This window comes from Mesopusillimonas faecipullorum (assembly GCF_020539505.1).
GTDB classification, from domain to species: domain Bacteria; phylum Pseudomonadota; class Gammaproteobacteria; order Burkholderiales; family Burkholderiaceae_B; genus Mesopusillimonas; species Mesopusillimonas faecipullorum.
In genome coordinates, this window is sequence record NZ_JACDXW010000001.1 from 238,690 (window position 1) to 263,181 (window position 24,492).

21 protein-coding genes, 2 tRNA genes and 1 other RNA gene are annotated in these 24,492 nt (G+C 56.3%); 9 read left to right on the forward strand and 15 right to left on the reverse strand.

Annotated elements, in window-relative coordinates:
* The first annotated feature begins 26 nt into the window (after positions 1-26).
* Positions 27-335, forward strand: a complete 309-nt coding sequence (locus H0484_RS01100; RefSeq protein ID WP_226952597.1) for a heavy-metal-associated domain-containing protein — start codon at positions 27-29, stop codon at positions 333-335.
* Between the two features lie 4 nt (positions 336-339).
* On the opposite strand, the gene H0484_RS01105 is transcribed toward H0484_RS01100, so the two are convergent.
* Positions 340-1,527 carry an MFS transporter gene (locus H0484_RS01105; protein WP_226952598.1) on the reverse strand — a complete coding sequence of 396 codons (1,188 nt, stop codon included), beginning with the start codon at positions 1,525-1,527 and terminating at the stop codon, positions 340-342.
* Positions 1,528-1,615: 88 nt separating this feature from the next.
* On the reverse strand, positions 1,616-2,329 hold the full coding sequence (locus H0484_RS01110) for an alpha/beta fold hydrolase (protein ID WP_226952599.1): 714 nt from the start codon (positions 2,327-2,329) through the stop codon (positions 1,616-1,618).
* A 296-nt stretch (positions 2,330-2,625) separates the two neighbouring features.
* Here H0484_RS01110 and H0484_RS01115 point away from each other — a divergent pair, with 296 nt between their 5' ends.
* Both H0484_RS01115 and H0484_RS01120 read left to right on the forward strand, forming a co-directional pair.
* Positions 2,626-3,336 carry a pirin family protein gene (locus H0484_RS01115; RefSeq protein WP_226952600.1) on the forward strand — a complete coding sequence of 237 codons (711 nt, stop codon included), beginning with the start codon at positions 2,626-2,628 and terminating at the stop codon, positions 3,334-3,336.
* 127 nt (positions 3,337-3,463) lie between these two features.
* Positions 3,464-5,425 (forward strand): bifunctional metallophosphatase/5'-nucleotidase, encoded by a 1,962-nt coding sequence (locus H0484_RS01120; protein ID WP_390624802.1) that lies wholly within the window; start codon positions 3,464-3,466, stop codon positions 5,423-5,425.
* Positions 5,426-5,453: 28 nt separating this feature from the next.
* Here the strand turns inward: H0484_RS01120 and H0484_RS01125 are convergent, their stop codons facing one another.
* The 3 genes from H0484_RS01125 to H0484_RS01135 all read right to left on the reverse strand — a co-directional run bounded on the left by H0484_RS01125 (position 5,454) and on the right by H0484_RS01135 (position 10,049).
* A complete protein-coding gene (locus tag H0484_RS01125; protein WP_226952601.1) occupies positions 5,454-6,761 on the reverse strand; it encodes an OprD family outer membrane porin in 1,308 nt (435 codons plus the stop codon).
* 66 nt (positions 6,762-6,827) lie between these two features.
* The gene (locus H0484_RS01130) at positions 6,828-9,086 is read right to left on the reverse strand and encodes a diguanylate cyclase (protein WP_226952602.1); all 2,259 of its coding nucleotides are present in this window, start codon (positions 9,084-9,086) and stop codon (positions 6,828-6,830) included.
* A gap of 90 nt (positions 9,087-9,176) precedes the next feature.
* Positions 9,177-10,049 (reverse strand): MBL fold metallo-hydrolase, encoded by an 873-nt coding sequence (locus H0484_RS01135; protein ID WP_226952603.1) that lies wholly within the window; start codon positions 10,047-10,049, stop codon positions 9,177-9,179.
* A gap of 210 nt (positions 10,050-10,259) precedes the next feature.
* Between H0484_RS01135 and H0484_RS01140 the strand changes: the two genes are divergently transcribed.
* Positions 10,260-10,973 (forward strand): polysaccharide deacetylase family protein, encoded by a 714-nt coding sequence (locus tag H0484_RS01140; protein ID WP_226953005.1) that lies wholly within the window; start codon positions 10,260-10,262, stop codon positions 10,971-10,973.
* Positions 10,966-12,120, forward strand: coding sequence for a glycosyltransferase family 4 protein (locus tag H0484_RS01145; protein WP_226952604.1), 1,155 nt, complete (start codon positions 10,966-10,968; stop codon positions 12,118-12,120). Before H0484_RS01140 ends, H0484_RS01145 begins: the two co-directional genes overlap by 8 nt.
* Positions 12,121-12,135: 15 nt before the next feature.
* On the opposite strand, the gene H0484_RS01150 is transcribed toward H0484_RS01145, so the two are convergent.
* From H0484_RS01150 to H0484_RS01170, 5 genes are all read right to left on the reverse strand, one after another.
* Positions 12,136-13,185 (reverse strand): glycosyltransferase family 9 protein, encoded by a 1,050-nt coding sequence (locus H0484_RS01150; RefSeq protein ID WP_226952605.1) that lies wholly within the window; start codon positions 13,183-13,185, stop codon positions 12,136-12,138.
* 13 nt (positions 13,186-13,198) lie between these two features.
* Positions 13,199-13,957, reverse strand: a complete 759-nt coding sequence (locus tag H0484_RS01155) for a glycosyltransferase family 2 protein (protein WP_226952606.1) — start codon at positions 13,955-13,957, stop codon at positions 13,199-13,201.
* Between the two features lie 44 nt (positions 13,958-14,001).
* Complete coding sequence (locus tag H0484_RS01160; protein ID WP_226952607.1) at positions 14,002-15,054, reverse strand: NADP(H)-dependent aldo-keto reductase; 1,053 nt, start codon at positions 15,052-15,054, stop codon at positions 14,002-14,004.
* Positions 15,055-15,217: 163 nt separating this feature from the next.
* Positions 15,218-15,607: a DUF1090 domain-containing protein gene (locus H0484_RS01165; RefSeq protein WP_226952608.1), complete on the reverse strand. Its 390-nt coding sequence runs from the start codon at positions 15,605-15,607 to the stop codon at positions 15,218-15,220.
* 171 nt (positions 15,608-15,778) lie between these two features.
* Positions 15,779-16,177 (reverse strand): DUF4168 domain-containing protein, encoded by a 399-nt coding sequence (locus H0484_RS01170; protein ID WP_226952609.1) that lies wholly within the window; start codon positions 16,175-16,177, stop codon positions 15,779-15,781.
* Between the two features lie 295 nt (positions 16,178-16,472).
* Between H0484_RS01170 and H0484_RS01175 the strand changes: the two genes are divergently transcribed.
* Positions 16,473-16,631 carry a hypothetical protein gene (locus H0484_RS01175; RefSeq protein ID WP_226952610.1) on the forward strand — a complete coding sequence of 53 codons (159 nt, stop codon included), beginning with the start codon at positions 16,473-16,475 and terminating at the stop codon, positions 16,629-16,631.
* Here H0484_RS01175 and H0484_RS01180 read toward each other — a convergent pair.
* The 4 genes from H0484_RS01180 to H0484_RS01195 all read right to left on the reverse strand — a co-directional run bounded on the left by H0484_RS01180 (position 16,610) and on the right by H0484_RS01195 (position 20,143).
* Positions 16,610-18,559 (reverse strand): serine hydrolase domain-containing protein, encoded by a 1,950-nt coding sequence (locus H0484_RS01180; RefSeq protein ID WP_226952611.1) that lies wholly within the window; start codon positions 18,557-18,559, stop codon positions 16,610-16,612. The genes H0484_RS01175 and H0484_RS01180 overlap by 22 nt on opposite strands.
* Before the next feature lie 254 nt (positions 18,560-18,813).
* A tRNA-His gene (locus tag H0484_RS01185) sits at positions 18,814-18,889 on the reverse strand.
* Positions 18,890-18,962: 73 nt separating this feature from the next.
* Positions 18,963-19,038, reverse strand: a tRNA-Thr gene (locus tag H0484_RS01190).
* A 52-nt stretch (positions 19,039-19,090) separates the two neighbouring features.
* Positions 19,091-20,143 carry an AI-2E family transporter gene (locus H0484_RS01195; RefSeq protein WP_226952612.1) on the reverse strand — a complete coding sequence of 351 codons (1,053 nt, stop codon included), beginning with the start codon at positions 20,141-20,143 and terminating at the stop codon, positions 19,091-19,093.
* Positions 20,144-20,324: 181 nt separating this feature from the next.
* On the opposite strand from H0484_RS01195, the gene H0484_RS01200 reads away from it, so the two are divergent.
* Complete coding sequence (locus tag H0484_RS01200; RefSeq protein WP_226952613.1) at positions 20,325-21,881, forward strand: glycosyltransferase family 39 protein; 1,557 nt, start codon at positions 20,325-20,327, stop codon at positions 21,879-21,881.
* 28 nt (positions 21,882-21,909) lie between these two features.
* Here H0484_RS01200 and H0484_RS01205 read toward each other — a convergent pair whose 3' ends face one another.
* Positions 21,910-23,031, reverse strand: coding sequence for a 5-methyltetrahydropteroyltriglutamate--homocysteine S-methyltransferase (locus H0484_RS01205; RefSeq protein WP_226952614.1), 1,122 nt, complete (start codon positions 23,029-23,031; stop codon positions 21,910-21,912).
* A 198-nt stretch (positions 23,032-23,229) separates the two neighbouring features.
* On the opposite strand from H0484_RS01205, the gene H0484_RS01210 reads away from it, so the two are divergent.
* Together H0484_RS01210 and ssrA are read left to right on the forward strand one after the other, a co-directional pair.
* Positions 23,230-23,829 carry a LysE family translocator gene (locus H0484_RS01210; protein WP_226952615.1) on the forward strand — a complete coding sequence of 200 codons (600 nt, stop codon included), beginning with the start codon at positions 23,230-23,232 and terminating at the stop codon, positions 23,827-23,829.
* Between the two features lie 133 nt (positions 23,830-23,962).
* Positions 23,963-24,326: a transfer-messenger RNA gene (gene ssrA / locus H0484_RS01215) on the forward strand.
* Positions 24,327-24,492 lie beyond the last annotated feature (166 nt).

Below are 24,492 nucleotides of genomic sequence, written 5' to 3' on the forward strand. Positions count from 1 at the left end.
GCCCTTACTCTTCGCGGACACACATCATGAAACGAACACACCGCAAACTACAAAGCCTGGCACTGGCGGCGCTATGCTGCTGGCCTGCTATCGCCCTAAGCGCCAATCAGGCGGTGACCATACACGTCGAAGGCATGACCTGTTCTTTATGCGTCACCGCCATCAATAAAGCGCTACGGTCTTTACCCGAGGTGCAAAGAGCCAAAACCTCGCTCACCCGCAACGAAGCCGTGGTCGTTGTCCCCGAGGGATACGCAACCGCGCATTTGCTTTCAGCTATCGAAGAAACCGGCTATAAGGGCGTAATTCGCTCGGTTCAAGCTACAGACGAATAATGAACTAGCGCTTGCGCGATTTTTCCAGGGCTACCGACACCAGCAGCAGGAAAAAGCCGCCTAAAGCCAACAAGCTGGCCACCCATCCGGTAGACGTCCACCCGTAGCCAGCGGCAATGGCCATACCACCCAGTAACGGCCCTAAAGCATTGGCAAAGTTAAAAGCGGAATGGTTCAGCGCCGCCGCCAAGCCTTGAGCGTCTTGTGCCACGTCCATCAAACGGGTTTGCAAGACGGTTCCCAAGGCGCCACCCATGCCTATCAAGAACACGTTCAAGGAAAGCGTCCAGATATTGCCCGCCGATACTATGAACAATAAAGCCGTAGCGGCACTCCACAGCAGCAAACCACCCGCCGTTTTAAGCTGAGCCCGATCTGCAAACCAAGGCACAATCAGATTGCCGGCGGTAAGCCCCAGACCGAATATGCCCAGCACCACGGCCACCATGGTGGGCGAAGCCCGTGTCACCTCTAGCAAGGTATCAGCAAGGTAGGTATAAATACAGAACATACCGCCAAAGCCCACGGCACCGACACCCAAGGTTAGCCAAACCTGAGCATGCTTTAAGGCACCCAGTTCTTTAAGGGGACTGGCGCCCGGCTCGGGCGGCGCGTAAGGCGCCAAGCGTGCCAACATAACAATAGTCAGCCCTCCTGCCAAAGCAACCAAACCAAAGCCCCAACGCCATCCCACTACGTGACCCAGCCAGTTGGCAAATGGCACGCCGATAATGGTGGCGACCGTCAAACCCAGAAACATGCGCCCCACCGCTTGCGTACGTTTGCTTAAAGGCACCAGCGACACCACCACCAATGCCCCGATGCCAAAATAGGCGCCGTGCGGCAAACCGCTAAGAAAGCGCAGCGCCAGCATCCATTGATAGTTGGGGGCAAATGCGCACAAGCCGTTGAAGACCGTGAACATCGCCATCAACCATAGCAGCAAGGTTCGGCGAGCCATACGAGCCGCCACGACCGTCAGCAAGGGCGCGCCAACCACCACGCCCAGCGCATAGGCGCTGATTACATGCCCTGCCGTAGGCGCGTCTATGCCGAGGTCCTTGGCAAAGTATGGGAGCAGGCTCATGGTCGCGAACTCTGTCGTGCCTATGGCAAAAGCACCAATGGCAAGCGCGAAGATGACCAGAGCGGGGGGACTTGAAGATGAACTGGAGGAACGAAGAAGAGGCATGAGGTGCAGCAAAACTGATGAGGCCGCTAGCCAGCGCTGGAGATCTCTGGGACCACCAGCCTAGCGCCCTTAAAGCAACATTTTACGTCTAAAGCCGCTGACCACTGCCTGACAACCACGTCGTCAGCACGGCATTGACCTCGTCAGGGCGTTCTAGCGTACTGATATGCCCACACTGCGGCAACACATGCAAAGTGGCATGTGGAATGGCCTGCGCGATTTCCCGCGCATATTCCGTTGGCGTGATCTGGTCGCCGTCTCCGACCATTACCAGCACGGGGCAAGAAATCGCGGGTAGCAATGGCCGGGAGTCCGGGCGCGCCATGATGGCACGTTGTTGGCGCTCGAAGCATTCAGGCCCCAAGTCCAAAGCCATGTCCATCAGTACCTTGCGTAAGGCGGTGTCCTGCGCGCGCGAGGCATGCACACTGCGTGCATAGCCCTCTTGTTGCAGCAAAGCCAGTTTGCCCTTGCGCGCCCAAGCTATCATCTGGCGTCGGATACGCTGCGACTCTGGGGTGTCGGGCCGGGCCGACGTACCCAGTAGCGCCAAGCCTGCCACTCTATGAGGGGCCTGGCGCATGATCTCGAAGGCCAAGTAGCCGCCCATAGACAGCCCCAGCAAGTTGAACTGGGCCGGCGCTTGCTTCAACAATCGACGTGCCATTGCGGGCAAGCTACTGTCTTTCGACAAATCCGCCACCATGACCTGGCGGCGCTCGGACAGCAGCTTGGCCTGCGGCGCAAACAAATTTGCATCGCACAGCAGGCCCGGCAACATCACAATAGGCAAATCACTCATCACCACCTTAACCAACGCCTTGTATTACGCCTCTAAGGCAGCTTGCAAAAGCTCATTGAGCACGTCGTTGGTACTGACGCCCTGAGCTAGCGAGTCCGGAAAGGCGGTTTCTCCACGGGAAACTCGCAGGCAGCATCTTAGAGGAAGGTAGCGGTGCCAGACAAATGAGCTAAACGCCAGCGAATGGGACAACACGCATCAAAAGTAGAACAGTGAAACTCCTTTAGCCCCATTTATGTCTTGCAGCCGTATCTTTACACTATCTGTTAAGCACTACAGCAAATAACGAGGACATCATGATAGAACGACGACCATACGAAAAATTGGGCGGCGACCATCACGGTTGGCTGGACACCAAACACCATTTCTCATTCGCTCATTACCACGACCCGGCGCGTGTGCACTGGGGCGCCTTGCGAGTCTGGAATGATGACACCATCGCAGCGGCTTCGGGCTTTCCGCCCCATCCGCATGCCGATATGGAAATCATTACCTATGTCCGAGAGGGCGCCATCAGCCATGAAGACAGCCTGGGCAATCAGGGCCGTACAGTGGCAGGCGACGTGCAGGTGATGAGCGCGGGTACCGGCATCCGCCATGCCGAGTACAACCAAGAAGACGTCGCCACACGCATCTTCCAGATCTGGATTCTGCCCGATGCGCGTGGAGGCCAGCCCAGCTGGGGTACACGCCCCTTCCCAAAGGACGACCGCAGCGGCCGATTTGTTGCACTGGCCAGTGGTCTGCCCGGTGACGAAGAGGCTCTGCGCATTCGCGCAAGTGCCCGAGTATTGGGCGCGACGATCAAAGCGGGGGAAACCGCAGTCTATCGCTTCGCTGAAGCAGAGCGATACGGTTACCTGGTGCCGGCTAAAGGCAGCGTCAAGATCAATGAAGTGCTTATTGGCGCTGGCGATGGTGCCGCCATACATGGCGAAACAGAGATCCGCGTCACAGCCATCGAAGATGCCGAGGTCGTCATGGTGGATGCGGCTGAGCTAGCGTGATTGCTATAGAGGCCGCGGGCAAGAGACAGAGCACAACTTGCCCGCTACGCCCTGTCCCCCTATAAATAAGGAGGTCATAAAAGAACTCCATGATATGCTCAACTTCGCCCCCAACGACGGAACGATCATGAAGCAAGGCAGGGATATCAATCGATGGACGTACCGCCTGCCAACGCTAGGCGGCGTGCGCAACTGGACACTTTCGTTACTGACCGCCAGTATGCTCGTAGCCTGTGGCGGAGACAACAACGACAGCCGAGAAGCCCCTCACCCCCTGCCTGCTCAATCGCTAGAGCTGACCATCCTGCACATCAACGATCACCACTCAAACCTGGACAGCAAGAACAAGACATTGCAACTGCTGAATGATTCAGGTGATCGTACAGCGGTCACCGTGGATGCAGGCGGTTTTACACGCATCGTCTCGGCTTTCTCAGAGCTAGAAGCTGAGTCAGACCATGTACTCAAACTGCATGCCGGCGACGCCCTCACTGGCACCTTGTACTTCAGCCGTGCTGGAGAAATAGGGGAAGCCGACGCGGCAATGATGAACGCAGTTTGCTTCGATGCGTTTACCTTGGGAAATCACGAATTCGACAAAGGTGACACGGTACTTAAGCAGTGGCTAGAGCTGCTCAATTCAGGCGACTGCCAAACCCCGGCCCTAAGCGCCAACGTACAGTTCGGCGCTGAGTCTGCCCTGCACGATAGTCACTCTCCAGGCCTCGTAAGCCCCTACACCATCGTAGAGCGTGCTGGTCAAAAAATCGGTATTGTCGGCTTGACCATTGCCGATAAAACCAAGTCCTCATCCAGTCCAGACGCCGACACCACCTTTGAAGACGAAATCGTCGCCGCACAGCGCGCCATCGACACGCTGCAAGAGCAAGACGTCAATAAAATCGTGGTGCTTAGCCACATTGGCTATGAGTACGACAAACAGGTATTGGCCGTGCTATCTGGCGTCGACGTAGTCATCGGTGCTGACTCTCATACTTTGTTGGGCCCGGAAGCGCTTACCCTCTATGGCGTAGGCTCTACGGGCGGTACCTACGGCGCCGCACTGAAAAACCGCGATGGCGACAATGTGTGTTTGGCGCAAGCCTGGGAATACGCTCAAGTCGTGGGCGAGCTTAAAGTCAGTTTTGATAGCGACGGCCGCGTAACCGCCTGCAACGGCACACCTCATGTCCTTATCGGCGACAACTTCCAGATTCAAGGCGAAGCCGTCAGCGCGGGCGATCGTAGCGCCATTCTGGCGGACATCGCAGCCAGCGGCTTTTTACGCGTCACGGCCCCCGATCTCACCGCCAGTGCGATTTTGAAACCCTACCAAGAAAGCGTGGAAATCTACAAAGAAACGGTGGTTGCCAATGCGCCTATCGAACTTTGCTCACGGCGTGTCCCCGGCGGCCCCGGCTCGGTAGACTACACCCGCTCTAGCGCTTCCTGCAATGCGGAAGGCAGCGTGGACACGCGCGGCGGTGATATCCAGCAACTTGTCGCTCAGGCCTACCTCGATGTCGCCAACCTGCAGTATGGCGGTGCCGACTTCTCACTACAAAGCGGAGGCGGCGTTCGCCTGCCTCTGCAAGCTCAAGTGACTGCAGCCAACGTGATTGAGGTGCTGCCTTTCGACATGAAGCTTTGGAAACTCAGCATTACCGGCGCTGAAGCCAAAGCCATGATCGAAGACGGTTTGGAGGCCACCTTCGGCCCGAATGGCAGCACTGGTCCTTACCCTTACGCCGGGGGCTTGCGTTGGGATGTAGACGCTAACAAACCCAGGGGTTCACGCGCTAGCAACTTCGAAAAATTCGACAATGTTTCAGGGAGCTGGCTACCGCTGGATGAGTCAAGCCACTACCGTCTGTTCGTACTGGGCTTCAACGCCACAGGCGGCGACGGTTATGAGACATTGGCACAGATCCCCGATGAACGCCGCTACGACGTAGGGGTTCAAGACGCTGATGTTTTGCTAACGTATATCGACACTCTTGCCCGTGACAGCACCGGATATCCGGCCATTCTGCGCCTGGATCATTCCCTATACAGCACGAAGTCGTTTATTGGCCCTGCAGCAAGATAAAACCTGTTACTGCGGCACATCAGGCAAACTAGAATATGGAATACGGGTATTCTAGGTACAACCTGATTTGCCGCGACGACACATTAGAGCTGCCTTGCAACATACGATGCACGCCGACACGCAAACGGGCTGACAAACCCCTGGCAGCACCGTTTTGTATCTCGTAGCGCACATCTACTTCGGCGGTCCAATGTTTCTCGTTGCTGCCATAGTAAGCATACGGGCTGTGGGGGTTCATGGCGCTGCCATCCGCCCCGTAGCCCCTGATATGCCGGGCATGCAAGCTTAACCCGGGCATGTCATAGTGCGACATATCCAGATCGTAAAAAATGCCCCACGATTTCTCATGAGGGCCATTGAAATCCGACATCTGCGATGAGTTAGCCAGATAAATGGAGTCGTGATAGCTGCCCGGCGCCATGCCCAGATAATCAAAGGGCTGATCCCCCTCTATGCGCTGATAGCTGAGCCGTACAGTATGAGCCCCCCTGGTATGCCCCAAGGCGAAGGACCACGCGCTCACGTCAATGTCGCCTGCTAATTTACGCCCCTGACCTTGCGAATGGTACAGGTTGAAATCCATGCTAAGACGACGCTCATCCAGCGTCCACGCATGACTGACATTCATAAAGTACTGTCGCCAGATATTTCGAAACTCCGAGGCATACAGCATGAAGCCTGAGTTATCACTCAGGGTATGGCTGCCCCCTATGTAGCTGACGCGATCAGTACTGACACCCGCATACGAAGCATAGAACTCTCGCCGGCTACGGTTGCTGCTGTAGTCTTTGCCGCCAGTGAAATATCCCGCTTCCAAAAAGGTGTCGGATACTGCCCGACTGCTTAACCACCAGCCGGTGGCAGTACTGGGCAATAAGCGCGTGTCAGCCGGCGCAAAGACAGGGTTGTAAGGCCGCAGGTTGCTACCGTAACGCAACTCGGTGTCAAAGGCTCGTAGCCTTAAGGCTCCACCCGCCCATGCCGAGGCATTACGCAAGTGGTCATCATTGCGCGTTAATACACCGGCTCGCGCGGCTGCCCAATTGCGTTGGTCAAGCTTTGCCGACGCATAAGCGCTGGCTTCTATGCCTAGGCCAATGACACCTGGGGTGTCGCCCGAGCGAAACTCCATCATCAAGCCCTGGCCCCACTCTCGACTAGAGGGCGCACCATCTCGGTAATCCTGCCGCCAGTAAACGTTGCGGGCTTTCAAGTCTAATTCGGCGTCTTGAAACCCACCCACGGATTGCCCCCAGGCCACAGGGGCAAGCGTCCATGAAAGGCAATACAGTACAGCGAGGGTTCGCAGGGGATTTACTGAAGCAGATTTGGACATGACGGACTTAAGCAGGCAGTTGTAATAATGGGGCAGTCTACCCTGCCATGCCAATAGCCGGACCACTCAGCTGATCAGGGAATTTTCCCACGCCGCCTCGACACGATTGCGACCACTGCGTTTAGCTTTGTACAAGGCAGCATCGGCCGCTGCCAAAATAGCAGCCGCGTCACCAGCGTTCAAATCTGCCATGCCTATGCTGACGGTAATACGCACAATACCGGCGGAAGTAGGAATCTCGCTATTTTCCAGCATGGTCCGAATGCGCTCTGCCACCTGCCAAGCCGCTTTCTCATCAGCGTCCGGCATCAAGATAGAGAACTCCTCACCGCCCAGGCGCCCAGCCATGTCGGTCTTGCGCAATGCCCTCTGAAAAACATCCGACAAAAAGCACAAGACATCATCGCCCGCCGCATGACCATAGGTGTCGTTCACCAGCTTGAACCGATCCAGATCCGCCATCATCAACACCCCTCGACGCTCACCCAAGGGGGCGGCTCTGAGCTCAAGCTCGAGACGACTCAAGAAGGCAGCACGATTGGGCAAGCCGGTTAGGGCGTCGGTAGTGGCCATGCGATTCAGATCGGATTCGTGCTTCACACGTGCCGTGACGTCTTCCACCATCCAAAGCCGACCACGATTGATTTCTTTGCGCCTTACCCGGATGACGTTGATGTGCAAAACGCGATCACGATAAAGCAGCTCGGTGGTGAAATGTTCGGGCTCTGTTTCGTCGATCCCGATGGGCAAAATGGAACGAAGCAGTGCTGCATCTTCAGGCCCCAAGCTATCGGCGAGCAAAACCGTGTGCTGTCCCATGACCGTTGCGGCCTCTTTACCCAAGCTGAACAGATCGCAGAACATCTGGTTGATCACCAGGACCTTGCCCGCTTCGTCCTCGACCAATACCCCCCCTGGAAAGTGCTCTATCACTTGCGTCAGGCGCACCCAGGCATCGGCCAGGCTTTGCTCCATCTGCCTTCGCTGAGTGATGTCGAGCATGGTCCAGATCACATCACCGTCTGGGTTGTCTCTGTCAAGCAAAGTGCCGTTAATGGAAAACCAGCGTTCTTGCCCCTCTGCATTGCGCAATGGCGCTTCGACCTGCACGGCGCCCCGCAGCTTCAACTCGGCATAAATGGACTGAAAACGCCTGGCGTGTTCTTCGGCGGTATGCAGACTGGCTTCGGACTGATCCACCAAAGGCTGCCCATCCCGCGAAAATGTCTGATTGGCTCGGCGGTTGGAGGACAGAATTTTTCGCGTACCCGGATGAATCAGCAGAATGTCCGCCGCACTATTGTCAAAGAGCGCCTCGCGTAGCTTGGCGTCCTCTTTAAGCTGTCGCTCGCTGGCCTCTAATCGCAGATGATCGTATTTCAACCTGGCTATCAGCCACGCTACCCAACCAGCAAAAACAAGAAACACCAAAGAACCGAGCAAGCTGTGCATAAGCGAGGTTCGCTGTAGATGCTTGAGGGTGGACAAGCCGGCGTCTCGATCCAAGCCAATGCCGACTACCAAGGGATAATCCGCCACACGATGCCAGGCATACAGACGATCTACCGGATCAAAAGCCGGTGTCATGCGAAATTCGCCGGAAACGGCGTTTGGTTGTTGCAAGATTGGATTGTCTTCGGGCACTTTCATATCCATCACGAAGGCCTCGCGACTGGAACGCGCCATGTAAGTACCGTCTTGGTATAGCAGTGCTGCGGTGTCGCCCGGGCTGGTAAAAACCTCGCGAAAGTAACCAGAGATATAACTGGGCGCCACCGACAGCACGACAACGCCTAGAAATTGCCCATCGCGCCGGATAGCGTGGGAGATCTGTATTGTCCACCGTTGAGAGAGCCGACCGAATACGGGCCGGCTGACATAGACGCGCTCGGAAGGGTTGTTAAGGTGAACGGTAAAGTGCTCGCGATCTGCGATAGTGCCCAGTTTTTCCCCACCGTTAGGCACGCTGTCTATTCCCCGCAAGCTGCTGTAAACCAAATCGCCGCTGGCATCCACCACGGACACCTGTACAAGACTTTCTTCAGGAAAAGTGCGCATGGCGGTTTGCAGCATGATGGGAAAATAAAGCCCCCCCTCTGTGACATAAGCCACCGCCAGGCTATTGGCCAAGTACTCGAGACCGGACAACAAGGTGTCGACCTGCAGGGCCAGAGTTTCGGCCAAACGGGTAGCTCGGTAGCTGATTTGTTCTTCGGCGTACTGCAATTGGCTACGCTGAGAGCTGAGTAATTGCCCCCAGTACAGTGCACAGGCCGCCAATGCAAGGGCCAGCCCAAGGACTATGCGCCAAAAGAACTGTTTCATGCACACCAACTTGCAGATTTGATTACTTTATTATCTCATTCTTACAAATTGTTTGCCCCGCGCCGCATGCTGCAATGCAAGAGCATTCAACTATGCAGAAGGCTGTCGCAAAGGTATCTTCAGGTAGCGTGTGCCGTTGGACTCTGCCTCGGGCAAATGCCCCGCACAAATATTGACCTGTATAGCCGGCAGCAGCAGCATGGGTGCCGCCAAAGTGGCGTCTCTTGCCTCGCGCATGGCAACGAACGCATCTTCGCTTATCCCTTCACGAACATGCACGTTGTAGGTGCGTTGCTGCAACACCGTAGTCTCCCAAGCATAGCTGTCTCGCCCAGGCGCTTTGTAATCGTGGCACATATACAAGTGCGTATCGGGCGGGAGGGCCAACAGCTTCTGGATGGAACGATACAGCGTGCGTGCGCTGCCACCAGGGAAGTCGGCGCGAGCGGTACCGTAATCCGGCATGAACAAGGTGTCGCCTACAAATACTGCATCACCGATGCGATAAGAGACGCAGGCTGGGGTATGGCCCGGCGTATGCATCACCTCTATTGTCAGTTCACCCAGCTTGAAAGTTTCGCCGTCACAGACGAGCTTGTCGAATTCGCTTCCTTCACCTGATACGCCACTCAGGTTGAAAATAGGGCTAAAAAGGCGTTGTACTTTACTGATGTGCTCACCTATTACCACCTGGGCACCGGTGTGCGTTTTCAGGTAGGGCGCGGCACTGAGATGGTCTGCATGCGCATGGGTTTCCATTATCCACTCTAGCTTCAGCCCCTGTTGCTTAAGGGCCTCTAGTAGCTTGTGCGCCGACTTATGGGCAAGCTTGCCGCTACGATGATCGTAGTCGAGCACGGGGTCGATAACTGCTGCCCGCCGTGTGGCAGGGTCGGTCACCAGATAGCTGACCGTGTTGGTGGCATCATCAAAGAAGGCTTGAATGTGCGGGGATGCAGACATGGGAATATCCTTATCGAACGCTTCCTTGCATAGTAGCGCTTCCGTGCGTGCACAACTCGCAGAACCGGATACGGATTTGTCCCTCTTGTACGTTTAAGGCGAGGCAGCCTTCTCTAAGTCGCGCGGGCAATTGCCTATAATCGACAGGCTGGCTGCGTATATAGGCGCAGCGCTCATCAAGACACATTCCACCCCATGATTCCTATCCTCATGTACCACCAGGTTGGGCAGCCGGCAGCCAAAGGTACGCCGTTCCGGGGGCTGACCGTCCATCCAGACTCTTTCAAGCGGCAAATGCATTGGCTGCGCCTGCTAGGCTACCGCGGCCTGTCCATGCGCGACCTTATGCCCTATCTGAAAGGCGAACGCCAGGGCAAAGTGGTGGGTATTACATTCGACGACGGCTATCAGAATGTGTTTGATAACGCTCTGCCGGTGTTGCAGCACTGCGGTTTTACCGCCACCAATTACTTTGTCGTGCGCCAATTAGGCGGCAGCAATGTGTGGGACCACGACCTAGGCATCCCCGCTGCGCCGCTGATGAATCAAGAAACAGTCAGACGCTGGCACGATGCGGGCATGGAAGTCGGCTCCCACACCCTGGACCACCCGCATTTGCCGGCCCTCTCCACCGAAATCGCCATCCTGCAGATTCGCCAATCGCGCGGCGAACTCGAAGCCTTGATAGACCGCCCCGTCACGGCTTTCTGTTACCCCTATGGCGACGAATCACCCGCCATCCGCCAGCTGGCGCGTGAGGCCGGCTATCTTAATGCCACCACCACGGCACGGGGTTTGGTGCGGCCGGATGACGACTTGTTCGAGCTGCCACGCGTCACCGTGGCGCGCTCTACGCATTTGCTGAGGTTTCTGCAAAAGTGCCTGACCCGGCTGGAAGACCGGCGACGCTCCAGCAATGACTAGCCCCACCACTCGCCTGAAGATCGCCTACGTCGTAGACCGTTTCGGGCGGCGTTTTGGCGGGGCCGAAGCCTACGGCGTAGCCTTGATGCGTGAACTGGCCAAAGAACACGATGTAACGGTCATCGCGCGACAGTATGATGAGCCGCTGGCCAACCTTCCCTGGGAGCGCGTAAACGTCAGTTCCCGGTATCCCAGTTGGCTAAGAGTGGCTTTGTTTGCCCACCGCGCACGCAAGCAAACCCAAAAACGTTTTGACATCGTGCATTCGCACGTCAACGGGCAATGTGGTGATGTGGAAGTCATACACGTCACACCCGTACGCTATAACTGGCGCGTACGGCCTCTTCCTTGGGTAAAGCGCGTCTTGTCTCGCTTCAGCCTGCGCGTACAGACCTATCTTTGGCTTGAGGCGCGCCGCGTCGCCGCACGGCGCGCCCACCGGGTCGTCGCAGTCTCGCCGTTAACACACGATCAATTGCAGCAAGCCTACGGCACCGCACAAGATTATCCGGTCATCCCACCTGGGGTCGATCTCCCTCAGAGCAGCACGCCCCCACAACGAGACGCCACACGCCAAAGCCTGGGGTATCAAGCTGAAGATCAAATCCTGTTGCTGGTCGCACGCGACCCTTGGCGCAAAGGCCTGCCCACTGCGCTGCGGGCCTTGGCCAAGCTGCCCCAACATTTCAAGTTGCTGGTGGTTGGCACGGACGAGGCCGGCGAAACCAAGTTGCACAACACGGCGCAATACCAAACCTTAGCCGATAGAGTCCGCTTGGTGCGTGAGACTTCTGATGTAGCCCCTTACTACACAGCCGCTGACCAATACATACACCCCACGCTGAACGACAGCTTTGGCATGGCCCCCTTAGAAGCCATGGCATATGGCTTGCCTGTCGTCCTTAGCCCCGCCCCCTACTGCGGCTTTGCCCAGTATCTAAAGCCGGGACAAGATGCTCTGCTGCTGGATCATCCTGAAGATGCCGACGGCTTGGCGCGCCTGACCCAGGAAATTGCCACAAGCCCTAAGCTAAGACAGCATCTACGCCATCACGCGCTAGGCGTCGCGCACCGCCATGCCTGGCCCAATATCGCCGCAGACTACCTGGCTTTGTATAAGGCCCTCTTGCAAGAGCGCACGGACTAAGCTGGACCCTAGCACCTACGATAGGCTTGCCAAGCCCAGCTGCCAATTGCGGATTTCCTGTGCTGCGGCTTCCATGTCTATAGCCGCCATGGGGTTCTCTTGCTCCGCCGCTTCCTGAGACGCTGAAATGGCCAATGTGCGTCCGGGGCCATTGCAAGGCCTCCAGCGCAACGCGGTCGCCGAACGTTTAGCTGGGAAAAACCCCACGGTAGGCACATTGAGTGCGCCAGCCACATGCAAGGGGCCGGTGGAACCCGCCACGAACACATCGGCGCAGCAAAGTGACTGCGCAAACGTGGCCAAACCCTCGGTAGAGAGATAGGGCCTTACCAGCGTCTCGGCGTCGCACACTTGTTCCAGCAACGCCTGCATCATGGGCTGCTCGCCAGGGCCGGCGGTCAATATCCACGCGGGTGAGTTCTGGCCTGGCCAAATCTGTTGCAGGCGTTTGATCAGCGAGGCATATTGCCCCACGCTAAGGTTGACGGCCGAACCGCCCGAACCCGCATGCACAAACACCCAAGGCCTATCCAAGGGTAGGTCTAAGCGCTGTGCCAGTTGACGACGTTGCTCCAACCGGGTGTCTGGTGCTAAAGGCCAGTAAGCTGCGGGGTTGCTTGCGACAGTACCCCCCAAGAGCTTGATGGCATAGGCGGCAAGCTCAAGGTTGTATTCGTACTCGGGTTTGCGCGACTGCGAACGACGCTGCCGCACACGATGGTTGTAAAACACTTGGGCCCATTTGGTGGCAGGCGCCACACGTAAGGGTATGCGCCCCTTCCAGGCGTTCCAGGCAATACGCGGCGTGGAAAACAGCGTCAACAGCAGATCGAAATTTTCACGATTCATGCAACGCAGATCAGCCGGATCCAGCAAGACCTCGTCTATCCAGGGGCAACAACGCGCAAGGTCACGCGTGTACGCCGGCACCAACACGCTGATGTGCGCATCCGGCATGGAACGACGCAGCAAGGCCAAAGCCGGCCACGCCAGCATGAAGTCGCCAATCTTGTCGTTACGCACCACCAGGATGCGCGGCTTAGCGAGCTGATTTTTCAAGGGCATGTCGACCCTACGCTTAGCGCGACGAGGTTCGCGTACGAACCCACAAGTCGGCATACTTGGCAAAGGTGGAGTGGGAAGACAACAAGGCCAACAGCAAGCCTTGGCGACCGTCCAGCACGCCCAACTTGAGTATGTACATACGCAAGAAACATCCCACAGCATGCAGCACACCCGCCGTCAGGCTGCCGCTTCGTCCTTGCTCTTGCCGCGCTTGCGCCCAAGCCTGGGCGTAATGAGCGGATTTCTCTAGATAGTGCCTAAGGTCGCGATAGGTGTAGTGCAGCAGATCGCCTTGCAACTTCCGCACGGCAAGACCATGGTCGTTGCGAAGCTTTTCGTGCACGCGGGCATCGTCATAGCCAGCCAAACCCTTGGGGTATAGGCGCAGCACCCGGTCGGGGTACCAACCACCGTGACGAATGAAACTACCAAAGCACCAGCTTAAGCGAGCCATGCTGCCTATGGCAGGCCCTTGATCGACACACTGGCGAATACTGTCGCGCAAGGTGTCGGTGACTCGCTCATCAGCATCCACCATGAATATCCATTCACTTTCAACCAGCGCTTCTGCACGTTGACGCTGCCGGCCAAAACCCTGCCAATCGTCATTGCGAAAAAATCGGGCACCGCGGGTGCGTGCGACAGACTCAGTTGCATCCGTACTACCCGAATCCAACACCACGATTTCATCGGCCCAGGCCAACGAGGCCAGGCAGGCATCAAGATTTTCAGCCTCGTTTTTCACAATCAGGACAGCAGCAATCGAACTCACAATGTGTTCCGTAAATTAAACATGGACCGTGCAGCAGCAAGCGCTTAAGGCGCAGGATTCGGCTGGGTGATATGGATGCGCTGAATACCTTCCAACACCTCGGGCGCCAAGCTGACATCGACGCTGCCTATGTTTTCTTTAAGCTGCGCCAAGGTGGTGGCACCCACAATATTGCTGACCACGAACGGCTGCTGGTTGACCCAGGACAAAGCCATTTGCGCAGGAGACAAACCATGCTTGCGTGCAAGTTCTACATAGGCATGTGCGGCGGCGACCGCTTCCGCATTGCTATAACGCGTAAAACGGTTAAACAGCGTCAGTCGTGCCCCTTCAGGGCGCGCGCCGTCATGATACTTACCGGTCAGCATACCCATGGCCAACGGGGAATAAGCCAGTAAGCCGACATTCTCGTGACGAGCAAATTCGGACAAGCCGCTTTCGTATAGACGGTTGAGCAGGTTATAGGGGTTCTGTACCGAAACCACTTTGGGCAGGCCGGCTATTTCAGCGTGCTTTAGAAACTGCGCCAGCCCCCAAGGCGTCTCGTTCGAAAGACCAATGTGGCGCACCTTGCCAGCCTTCACCAACTCGGCCAGCGCCTGCAAGGTATCGAGAATAGGCTCGGAGTACGCTTGCGGTTCTGTCCAGGGGTAGGCCAGTTTGCCGAAGGTGGCTGTCAAGCGATCGGGCCAATGCAACTGATAGAGATCGACGTAGTCTGTCTGTAAGCGTTTGAGGCTTTCGTCCAGTGCTTCGAATAAATGTTCACGTGCAAAGGTGGTGCGCCCGCCGCGTATGTGGTTGGGTCGCCCCGCATCATGTGCCCGACCCGCCGCCTTGGTAGCCAAGACTATGTCTTGGCGCCGCCCCGTGCCAGCCAGCCACGTGCCAATATAAGTTTCAGTACGCCCCTGTGTTTCGGGCTTGGGCGGCACCGGATACATCTCAGCCGCATCCACAAAATTCACGCCGTGATCCAGCGCCAAATTCAGTTGAGCGTGCGCATCCGCCTCTGTGTTCTGCTCGCCCCAAGTCATGGTGCCCAGCCCGATCAGACTTATTTTGAGACCTGACTCACCAAGAACACGATATTGCATGCCGCTTTCCTCCTGAATGTCCGTTAGACACCGGCAACACATATCGACTGCCGGCCACGTCGACCACTAATGATCGAACGCATCCTGCATTCTATCGCTCAAATCTTAATGACTTGCAGAGATGGGCCTGCCCAAGCTTTCAACTTATAAAGTATGCCCAAACTCAGGGCTGACGCAGTTCAGCCAGCTCTTGCTCCAAAATCTGAAGCTCGGCTTGCTCGCGCGCCAATTTCCGTTCAAGTTTTGTTACTTTATCGTCACGCCCTTCCGACGTTTTCTCCTGGATCTCCGCCCGAAGCTCATCGATTTCTTCTTGTTGCTCGGCGATATCCTTTTGCTTGTCAGCAATCAAGCCCGCATCGGTGCAATGCGCTTTCACTGATGACAATGCCTTCTGTAAGCCGCTCAGACGCGAGCGATTGCCCGCGGCTTCCGCTATTTCTATCTGTTTTTGAATGGCTAGCGCCTTACGCTCGCAAGCAGGCTCAGCCGCCCAAGCAGGAGCAACCACACCCATCAGCAGTATCAAGGTGGCAGCACGTTGAGTAGACATAGAGACTCCGCAATAAGAGGGGGCAAACCCCTATGCTACTAGAAGCGCAGTGCGCCTACTCAGTCGCATTGCGCGACAGGCACTGCTGGAGTCGCCGGACAGGCGAAGCACGTCGTGACCGCACCCCTCCGGGAACCCGATTCCCCTATTTTTTATTAGGGTGGCAACAGCTTATTTTGTGCCGCTGTTTGCTATCTTGATGACACGATCACGCAGTTGGGGATCTTGCTGGATGGCATCGTTGATGGCAACAAATTCGTCAACCGTCAGGCCGTCTTCAGTAACCAAGCGCGCCATTTTTTCATCGGCCTCTTGAATCACTTTCTGCCTAGAAGCTTCGTCGGGTGAAGCGTTGACCTTGGGGCGGTACTCGTCTGCCACGCCCGACACTTTTTCGGAAGCCTGCACGAATTTTTGCAACTGTGCATCTGAAGGCTGAATCGCGGGTGCGGAGGGCTGCGCGGACACAGGGGGTGCGGCTTGCCCATCCGTCTGCGCCAGGGCAGGTACCGAGGCCAGTCCAGCCACCAGTGCAGCTGAGGTGATAAAGGCTTTGGTTGATCGAATCATGGACACTCCTTGTTCAGCGTTAATGTAATGTCCATAGTGACAAACCCCAGGCCCCTTTAGCAAGTTTCCCCTTGTGTGATCTTGTGACCTTATGCCAGCTTTGAAACGGGTTGTTGGGCTGAGGTGACGCTAAGGTCCAGCCTCATCACGCTATGTCGAGAGAGGGAAATGCTATGATCTTGAGTAGATTCGGCGGTGGTTTGAACAAATCGTGAAGCCGTATAAACGGCACTTTGCGCCAGCGCCCTTCACGATGGATAGCGTCAAGTAATAGCCTGTTTATACTGAAAAAATCATGGATTGGTTCCCAATAGTTTTCATCACGTTCAAGATTGTCGTGTTCGGCGTGGGCATGTTCTTTGCCATCAAATGGCATTACGACCAAGACAAAAAGAAAAAAGCCGCCAGCGGGCAGCAGGCTCCCACTCCTACTCAAACGATAGCCGGCTCGTAGACCCAACTACCTATCGTCAGTATTTCTTTGTCACCCGCCATGGTGAAGTGCAATTCATATAGGTCGCGCCCGGCGTTGGCGGGAATTTTGACGGTCATCCCGGCACGGTCGTCTGCGATTGGGGCCAGCAACTGATATTCAGGCGAGCCGTCGTCATAGCTGCTGTTACGCACCAGAATATAGCCTGGCAGTTCAGGCAAGCCGCTTAGCGTGGCGTAGAGTGTGTGGTCCAGGCTCAAGGTGGATGGCACCGTCTTCGGGGATTCGTTGATGACAGTCCAGGTTTTGCCCATCCGCGTCTGCCAAACCGCGTTCAGTGGGGCCTGCGGTAGCAGTTGCTGCCCCATGGGCAAGGTGGACTCGTTATAGCCTGCGCCAAACAGGGGGCCACGCAGCATCAAGTAACGGTACTGGTAGGCTTGCCCATTGGCATCGGTGCCAGACACGACCTCGAAACGGTAGCTGATGGGGGCATCGTTGCTCCACCACCAGTCATCGCTGCGGTAGCTGTAGCTGGCATCGCCATTCATCGCTTGCCAAGCGTTGCCGTTCCAAGCTGAAAGTGAAAAGCTGCCGTCTGGGTTGGCAGTGACGCGTATGGGCTGGTTATAGTTGGCATAAACACCCACGGCGTCTGCCAGGTCGGGGGCGGTGGCTCTAGGCGGCGCTGTATACGCAACCAGCGGCGGCAAGCCAGATATCGAACCCTCTTCGACCAGAGCACGCAGCAACACACCTTCGGCCAGCGCACCGGCGCGATAGGTGTCAGGCAGTTGCGCATCGCCCGTCCCGCCCGTCACCATCAGGGCCAACTGCTGATCCGGCAGCACATAGAAGTCGCTGGAAAAAAACGCCGTACCGCCGTTTTTCTGCCAGGCCTGAACCCCGGCTGCTGCCAAGCCAGGATGCCGCACGCTGTCCCAACCCAGCCCCCACACCCATTGCGGCGAAGGATTGATAATCAAACCCGTAGTCTGATCGGTACCCATCTGCGCAACGCCGTCAGCCGACACGATGCGCCGCGATTGGTAGGTGCCCTGCTCCAGAAACAACTGCGCCAGCTTCATCATGTCGCCTGGCGTGGTCGTCAATCCCCCGGTGGCCAAGGGGCTGACGAATTCCTGAGCGTATTGCTTGCCCTTGGAATAAGGCAGCGCAAACAAGCCACCCTCCGGCCACTCGGTTAAAAAGCCTGAGTCGCTCATGCCCAGCGGATCCAGCACGTTGTCCTGGATGAAGGAAGCGTAGTCCTGCTTGGCCAGGGCTGCCACCAGCCGCTCAATCATGGTGAAGCCATCGTTGCAATAAACAGCCAGCATCCCGGGCAGATGCTTCAGGTGCTGATCGGCTAATGCCGCTTCGGCGTTGACCGCGTAGCCCGGCAAGGGCTCGAAGGTGAAAGCATTACGCATGCTGGTGCCAGGCAGGCCCGAGGAATGCGACAGCAGATGCCGGGTCGTGATTTGTGCGTATTCGGGCGACAGCATGCTAAAGCCGGGCAGATAGCGCGCGGCCGGCACATCCAGGTCTAGCAAGCCACGGTCCCGCAGGATCATGGCGGCCAACGCCGCCAGTACCTTGCTGACCGAGCCGATATTGAAACGTGTTTGGGTGGTGGCGGCGATGTTGTCCTGTACCGAGGCGCGCCCAAAGGCCTGCTGCCAGACCACCGTATCGTTCTTGAGCAGGGCAATCGAGACAGCGGCCACATTCTGCCGGTCGCCGGCCAGGGCGCGCTCGATTTCTTTGCGCCCCCATTCTATGGTCTGCGAGTAGTCGACGTTGGACGGGCTGGGTGGGTTGTCATCTGAGTCTGAGTGACACCCAGGCAGAACCACTGCCAGCATACCGGCGGTGCCGTAACCTAGAAACTGCCTCCGACTGCAGGGCGCAGCACGGTGAGGGATGGGGGCGAACGGTGCTTGCATCGGCGCTTCTCCGGTTGCAGGAGCGTAGCCGGATGACAGCCCCCTACGCAGACATGATAGCAGCGCATCTATCACAGCAACAGCTTAAATGCTATCCCCCCTCACGGGTAAGCGCTCCACCCTCCGGTAGGATAACCCCCAGACGCAAAAAAGCCCGCACAGAGGCGGGCAAACTTCTCTAATTGTTTTTTGTTCTCTATTTCGGAGTATGAAAAATCATCTTGTTTGTAAGGTGATGATTTTCCAAAGAATTCTGGGGTGACCGATGGGGCTCGAACCCACGACAACCGGAATCACAATCCGGGACTCTACCAACTGAGCTACGGTCACCACTGTTTTTACTGCAACTGCTTTTCACTGCCTGATACTACTTGGTGCTGCCATCATACCGCGTTGTAGCGACTGGTGCCGATGAAAGGAATTGAACCCTCGACCTTCTCATTACGAATGAGCTGCTCTACCGACTGAGCTACATCGGCAAGCGATGCACCAAGCCAGCTATTATACATATATTTTCTGGCTTGTGTGTGGCTAGCTCTCTTGGGAGGCGGAAGGCAGCAGCGCCCACACAGCCATGAACAAGGCGGCAATAAGCGGGCCGATAACGAAGCCGTTCAAACCGAAGGTGGTTAAGCCCCCAAGGGTGGAAATCAGAATAACGTAATCGGGCATTTTGGTGTCTTTGCCTACCAGCACAGGGCGCAACACGTTGTCGACCAAGCCTATGACCAGCACGCCGTAAGCGGCTAGGATGATGCCGTGCAGGATGTCGCCCGTGACGAGGTAATAGATTGCCACAGGCAGCCAGATCAAGGCCGCACCGACTGCGGGCAGCAATGATAGAAAAGCCATGACCACGCCCCAGAGTAACGCGCTTTGAATGCCCAGCACCCAAAATATCAAGCCACCCAATGCCCCTTGGGTGGCCGCCACCACAATATTGCCTTTCAGGGTGGCACGAACGACCGCCACAAATTTGCGGATAAGCAACTGTTTGTGCGGATTGCTGAGTGGGACGACTGAAATGATTTTGCGCATCAATTGCGCGCCGTCGCGAAAGAGGAAGAACAGCAAATACAGCATGATGCCTAGGCTGACGACAAAGCCAAAGGTGTTTTGCCCGATGTTGACGGCATGTGAGGCCAGAAACCGGCTAGCCTGAAGCATGCTGCTGGAGAGCTTTTCTTGAATACTGAAGATGTCAGTCAGCCCGAAGCGGTCAAGCAGGCTGTGCAGGCCTGGAGGCAAAGCGTTGACGACCTGGTCGAAATACGAACCCAGGTTCAGTTGCCCGCCTTCCATGCGGTTGTAGAGCTCTATGCCCTCTTTCAATAGCGAACTAGCCAACAGAATGAGCGGCAAAATGACGATGAGCAGGCAGATGAGCACCGTACCCAAGGCCGTTAGATTGGGCGAGCGAGGAAAGCGGCTCTGCAGCTTGCGGTGCAAAGGCATGAAGCTGATGGCCAAAATGGCGCCCCAGAAGATGGCACCATAGTAAGGCAACAGTAGCCAGATGAAGGCCAAAGTGACGATGATCAGCAACACCATAAAAGTGCGGAAATGCAGACGGCGATCGTTCATATAGCCTCTAGGATCTGGTCGCGGCCGAAGGTGGATTCGCGGATGGACGTAAGTATACCTAGTGTCTAGGCGTCCAGAAATGACAGTTTGAAAGGGCGGCAATGCGATTGGATTGCCGATGAGCCCGTGAGCTAATAATATGTCGCCTTGTAATAATTCTTTTCATAACAGAGAAGTTTTCATGGCTTCATCGAGTACTCCAGACCGAACGAAGATGCGACTGGGGGCGTCTGCTAACGACCCAGCGTTACCCGTTTGGTTGTTACCTGCCTTGCTGTGCGGCATGGTCTTGCTGTGGGCGGGACTGGTGGGCGTGACTCATCAAGCACCTGATCTCGATGGCATGGAGGAACTGGTGTGGGCTTCCAGCTTCGAATGGGGTTATTACAAGCATCCCCCGCTTCCCACTTGGTTTCTGTATCCATTGACCTGGCTGTTCGGTAAACCGGTGTGGCTGCCATTCTTGGCGGCGCAAGTGCTCACAGCGCTGGCGCTATGGTTCATTTGGCGTTTGGGTTGCGAATGGACGACTCCTGCGCGGTCCTTGATAGCGGTGCTGGCATTGTCCACCACGGCGTACTTCTCGATGCGGGGGACGATATACAACCACAACACGGCGCAGCTGTGGTCTGTCGCTGCCGCCACGTGGTTTTACTATCGTGCACTCAAATACGAACGCCTTTCCAGTTGGCTGGCCTTGGGGCTGCTTGTCGGCTTGGCTTTTCTCACTAAGTACAGTGTGGTGGTGCAGTTGGCTGCCTTTGCCTTGTTTGCGCTCAGGCAAGGGTATTGGCGCCGCCCTTCATTTTGGAAGGGGGCCTGTCTTGCTGCGGTGCTGTTCCTGCTGGTGGTGACACCGCACCTGATATGGTTGGTTCAGTCCGATTTTGCACCACTCGCCTATCTTGAGTCCCGCAGCGCTGAAGACATGGGCCTGGGCAAGCGCTTGGCTGAAATATGGGGTTTTCTAAGCGACCAATTGGCTCGCAACAGCCCTTTGCTAGTGGCGTGGTTGGCCCTGGCTTGGTGGAATCGGCGTACAGGCAATCGCTCTGCAAATAGCTACGCCCACGATTTGGCCGATTGGGACAAGTCCTTCTTGTTGTGGGTGGGCTTGGGCCCCCTGGGTCTGACAGTGCTGGTGGCGCTGCTCACAGGCTCGGTATTGGCGGCTTCCTGGGCTACGACTTTCTTCATTTTGTACGGCTTTTTTATCTTTTGGTGGCTGTCGGGCGACGTGCGCTTGAACTTACGCCGTATGTTGGTGCTGGTGGTCGGTCTGCACGTGCTGATGGCGGTTGCCTACAGCGTGGCACGCGGGCCGGTAGCCTACCAATTGGGGCGGGACTCGCGCCCTACGTTTCCAGGTCCGCAGCTGGCAGCGCAAATGCATGCGCTTTGGCAAGAACATGTTCCAGGCACGCCCTTACGTTTAGTAGCCGCTGAAACCTGGTTGGGGGGCAATATCGCTGTTCATGTCAGTCCACAAACTCAAGTGTTCATCGATGCGAATTTTCAGAAGTCGCCTTGGTTAGACCCGGCGACCACGCTGGAGTGTGGTGCTCTAGTGGTTTATGACAACAATGAAGACTTCGTTGCCGAAGATCTCATACTCCTGCGAGGCCATTCAGCCTGGAGCGGCGTCGTCCAGCAACGGTGGTCTTCAGAAAAAAGCCCCATGCTGGAAATAGCATGGGGCATTCTTCCGCCTACCGAGCGCTGCCTGGTTGCCCAGTAAGCGCCACGGTCATTAAAAAAGCTGAGGCTTAGATGCCGCCCCAGACTTCCTCGGCTACTTCGATGACCAAGCGCAGTTTCTTGCGCTGGTCTTCGACGGCGATGTCGTTCCCGTGCACGGTGCTAGAGAAGCCACACTGGGGCGACAGCGCCAGTTGTTCCAGAGGCGCGTACTTGGCGGCTTCGTCAATGCGGCGCTTCAAGTCGTCTTTGCTTTCCATCGTGCCGACCTTGGTGGTGACCAAGCCCAGAATGACGATTTTGTTCTTGGGCAGGAAACGCAGGGGGCGGAAGTCGCCACTGCGGTCGTCGTCGTATTCCAGGAAGTAGGTATCGACGTCCATTTCCGCCAGCAGGGCTTCGGCGACGGGCTCGTAGTTGCCTTCGGCTGCATAGGTGCTTTTGAAGTTGCCACGGCACAGGTGAATACCCAGCGTCATGCCGGCGGGTTTCTGGGCGACCACACGGTTGATGAAGCTGGCGTAACGATGCGGCAATTCGTTGGGGTCGTCACCACGTTGGCGAGCCGCTTCACGCATTTTTTCGTCGCACAGGTAAGCCAAGTTGGTGTCGTCCAGTTGCACGTAGGTGCAGCCGGCCTCAGCCAGCGAGCGCAGTTCGGCGCCGTACGCGTCGGCAACGTCTTGGTAGAAGTCGGGGTCCAGGGTGGGGTAGTGGGCTTCGCTGATGCCGCCACGACCGCCACGGAAGTGCAGCATGGTGGGCGAGGGGATGCACACCTTAGCCGTGTGGCCTGCCGAGATTTGCGACTTCAGGTATTCAAAATCGGCGCGTTGGATGTCTTTGACGTGACGAACCTTATCCACCACCGTGATTTTGGGTGGCGACAACTGCAGGGTGCCGTCTGGTTTTTCTACCGCAAAGGGGGAGTCGGCATGGACACCACCCAGTTGCTGCAGGAAGTCGACGTGGAAGAAGGTACGGCGAAACTCGCCATCAGTAATGCTTTTCAGACCGACGTCTTCTTGAAACTTGACGATCTCGGCAATGGCTTTGTCTTCTACCGCACGCAGTTGCTCGGCATTGATTTGGCCTTTGGCGAACTGGTCACGTGCCTCGAGCAGGTACTTGGGGCGCAGAAAACTGCCGACTTGATCGGCGCGGAAAATCTGGGGTGTATGCTGGGTCATGAGTCAGCCTGAAAAAGAAAGGTACAAAAGGTGTGCGGGCCATTTTATAGGAGAAACGCCCACAGGTCGCCACCCCCATAAGTTGCATCGGCATGTCGTAAACCTCGTATCATTGCCGTTTTGCAATCTTCTCGGCTAGGTGCTTTCCCAATTGAAAGGGGCCTGGTCGCATGCGGTGGGTGAAGTATGGATATGTCGATGTTTTGGTCTTTTATCTTGTACGCAGCCATTACATCCATCACCCCCGGCCCTAATAATGTCATGGTGACAGCCTGCGGTGTGAACTTCGGCTTTCGCAAAACCTTGCCCGCTATTCTAGGCGTAGGCTTTGGTTTTAGTGTCATGGTGTTTATGGTGGGGCTGGGGGCGGGGTCTTTATTGGGTACCTCGGGCCCCTTATTCGAAACCATACGTTGGTTGGGTATAGCGTATTTGCTATATCTAGCCTATGGCTTGGCCACGGCGGGCGCTGCCAAGCTAGACAGCACCGTTGTAAAACCTTGGGGTTTTCTGCCTGCTGCCCTGTTTCAATGGGTCAACCCCAAAGCCTGGATCATGATTGCCGGGGCGGTCGTCGTTTACACCAATCCGCAAAGTGGTGTGATGACCTACCTGATGATCGCCGCGCTATATGCCCTGATCGGTATTCCCTGCGTCGCCGCCTGGGCAGTCATGGGAGACGCTTTACGTCACGTACTTAGCGATTCGCGCAAGATGCGTTGGTTCAATCTTGCTATGGCGGCTTTACTGGTTTGGTCCGTACTGGGTTCGGTTAAAGAGTCGCTGGGGTGGGCTTGAGTGCACCCTTGAAAAACCTCCTTCCGGCGCCATATAGGCTTCAAGGTTAGCTTGCGGTAAGCAGGGGGCGGAACTTTAATAAGTAATGCCTGTCTTACGATAAGATTGTCGAGTACAATCCTTGCTTCACATTGGGGTCGATCTGGCTTCGACGTGGGTCACGAAACAGAGTAGTGCATGCCGAGCACCAGTTCGCTCGTAAATCCACTGGAAAACTACAAACGCCAACGACGAGCGTTTCGCTCTAGCCGCTTAAGCGGTGAGCCGCTGCACTGATTTGTCTTTGGGTCAGGTAGGGCAACCTACAGCAGCGTCATTTTCAAAGAATCGGGTCTGATCGGGTCACTAGTTCAAACCCTAAATTAAAAGTGAATCGCCAAGGAAGGGCCTGTCGGTTGGCATGATCCAAGGTTAAAACTCAAAATGAACTGACTAAGCATGTAGGGCTGCCTGCAGAGGGCTTGCGGACGGGGGTTCAATTCCCCCCGACTCCACCAAGACATCTAGGGTAAAACCTTCCAAAACCCGCAATCCTATTTGGTTTGCGGGTTTTTTCTTGTCAATTTCATTCAGTCCAATTCATTAAAAACCCGCTTTCCTGCCAGTGGCGTCCAGCGCCTCAGCGCTGGCTTTGGAAAACGCGATTACCGGGTGTATGTCGCT

Excerpts from the sequence above, each read along its gene's own strand:
- H0484_RS01165 (WP_226952608.1), bottom strand. The coding sequence starts at position 15,607 with ATGTCTACTCAACGTGCTGCCACCTTGATACTGCTGATGGGTGTGGTT.
- H0484_RS01125 (WP_226952601.1), bottom strand. The coding sequence starts at position 6,761 with ATGTCCAAATCTGCTTCAGTAAATCCCCTGCGAACCCTCGCTGTACTG.
- H0484_RS01105 (WP_226952598.1), bottom strand. The coding sequence starts at position 1,527 with ATGCCTCTTCTTCGTTCCTCCAGTTCATCTTCAAGTCCCCCCGCTCTG.
- H0484_RS01110 (WP_226952599.1), bottom strand. The coding sequence starts at position 2,329 with ATGAGTGATTTGCCTATTGTGATGTTGCCGGGCCTGCTGTGCGATGCA.
- H0484_RS01130 (WP_226952602.1), bottom strand. The coding sequence starts at position 9,086 with ATGAAACAGTTCTTTTGGCGCATAGTCCTTGGGCTGGCCCTTGCATTG.
- H0484_RS01180 (WP_226952611.1), bottom strand. The coding sequence starts at position 18,559 with ATGCAAGCACCGTTCGCCCCCATCCCTCACCGTGCTGCGCCCTGCAGT.
- H0484_RS01135 (WP_226952603.1), bottom strand. The coding sequence starts at position 10,049 with ATGTCTGCATCCCCGCACATTCAAGCCTTCTTTGATGATGCCACCAAC.
- H0484_RS01195 (WP_226952612.1), bottom strand. The coding sequence starts at position 20,143 with ATGAACGATCGCCGTCTGCATTTCCGCACTTTTATGGTGTTGCTGATC.
- H0484_RS01210 (WP_226952615.1), top strand. The coding sequence starts at position 23,230 with ATGTTTTGGTCTTTTATCTTGTACGCAGCCATTACATCCATCACCCCC.
- H0484_RS01145 (WP_226952604.1), top strand. The coding sequence starts at position 10,966 with ATGACTAGCCCCACCACTCGCCTGAAGATCGCCTACGTCGTAGACCGT.
- H0484_RS01120 (WP_390624802.1), top strand. The coding sequence starts at position 3,464 with ATGAAGCAAGGCAGGGATATCAATCGATGGACGTACCGCCTGCCAACG.
- H0484_RS01115 (WP_226952600.1), top strand. The coding sequence starts at position 2,626 with ATGATAGAACGACGACCATACGAAAAATTGGGCGGCGACCATCACGGT.
- H0484_RS01200 (WP_226952613.1), top strand. The coding sequence starts at position 20,325 with ATGGCTTCATCGAGTACTCCAGACCGAACGAAGATGCGACTGGGGGCG.
- H0484_RS01205 (WP_226952614.1), bottom strand. The coding sequence starts at position 23,031 with ATGACCCAGCATACACCCCAGATTTTCCGCGCCGATCAAGTCGGCAGT.
- H0484_RS01150 (WP_226952605.1), bottom strand. The coding sequence starts at position 13,185 with ATGCCCTTGAAAAATCAGCTCGCTAAGCCGCGCATCCTGGTGGTGCGT.
- H0484_RS01160 (WP_226952607.1), bottom strand. The coding sequence starts at position 15,054 with ATGCAATATCGTGTTCTTGGTGAGTCAGGTCTCAAAATAAGTCTGATC.
- H0484_RS01170 (WP_226952609.1), bottom strand. The coding sequence starts at position 16,177 with ATGATTCGATCAACCAAAGCCTTTATCACCTCAGCTGCACTGGTGGCT.
- H0484_RS01100 (WP_226952597.1), top strand. The coding sequence starts at position 27 with ATGAAACGAACACACCGCAAACTACAAAGCCTGGCACTGGCGGCGCTA.
- H0484_RS01175 (WP_226952610.1), top strand. The coding sequence starts at position 16,473 with ATGGATTGGTTCCCAATAGTTTTCATCACGTTCAAGATTGTCGTGTTC.
- H0484_RS01140 (WP_226953005.1), top strand. The coding sequence starts at position 10,260 with ATGTACCACCAGGTTGGGCAGCCGGCAGCCAAAGGTACGCCGTTCCGG.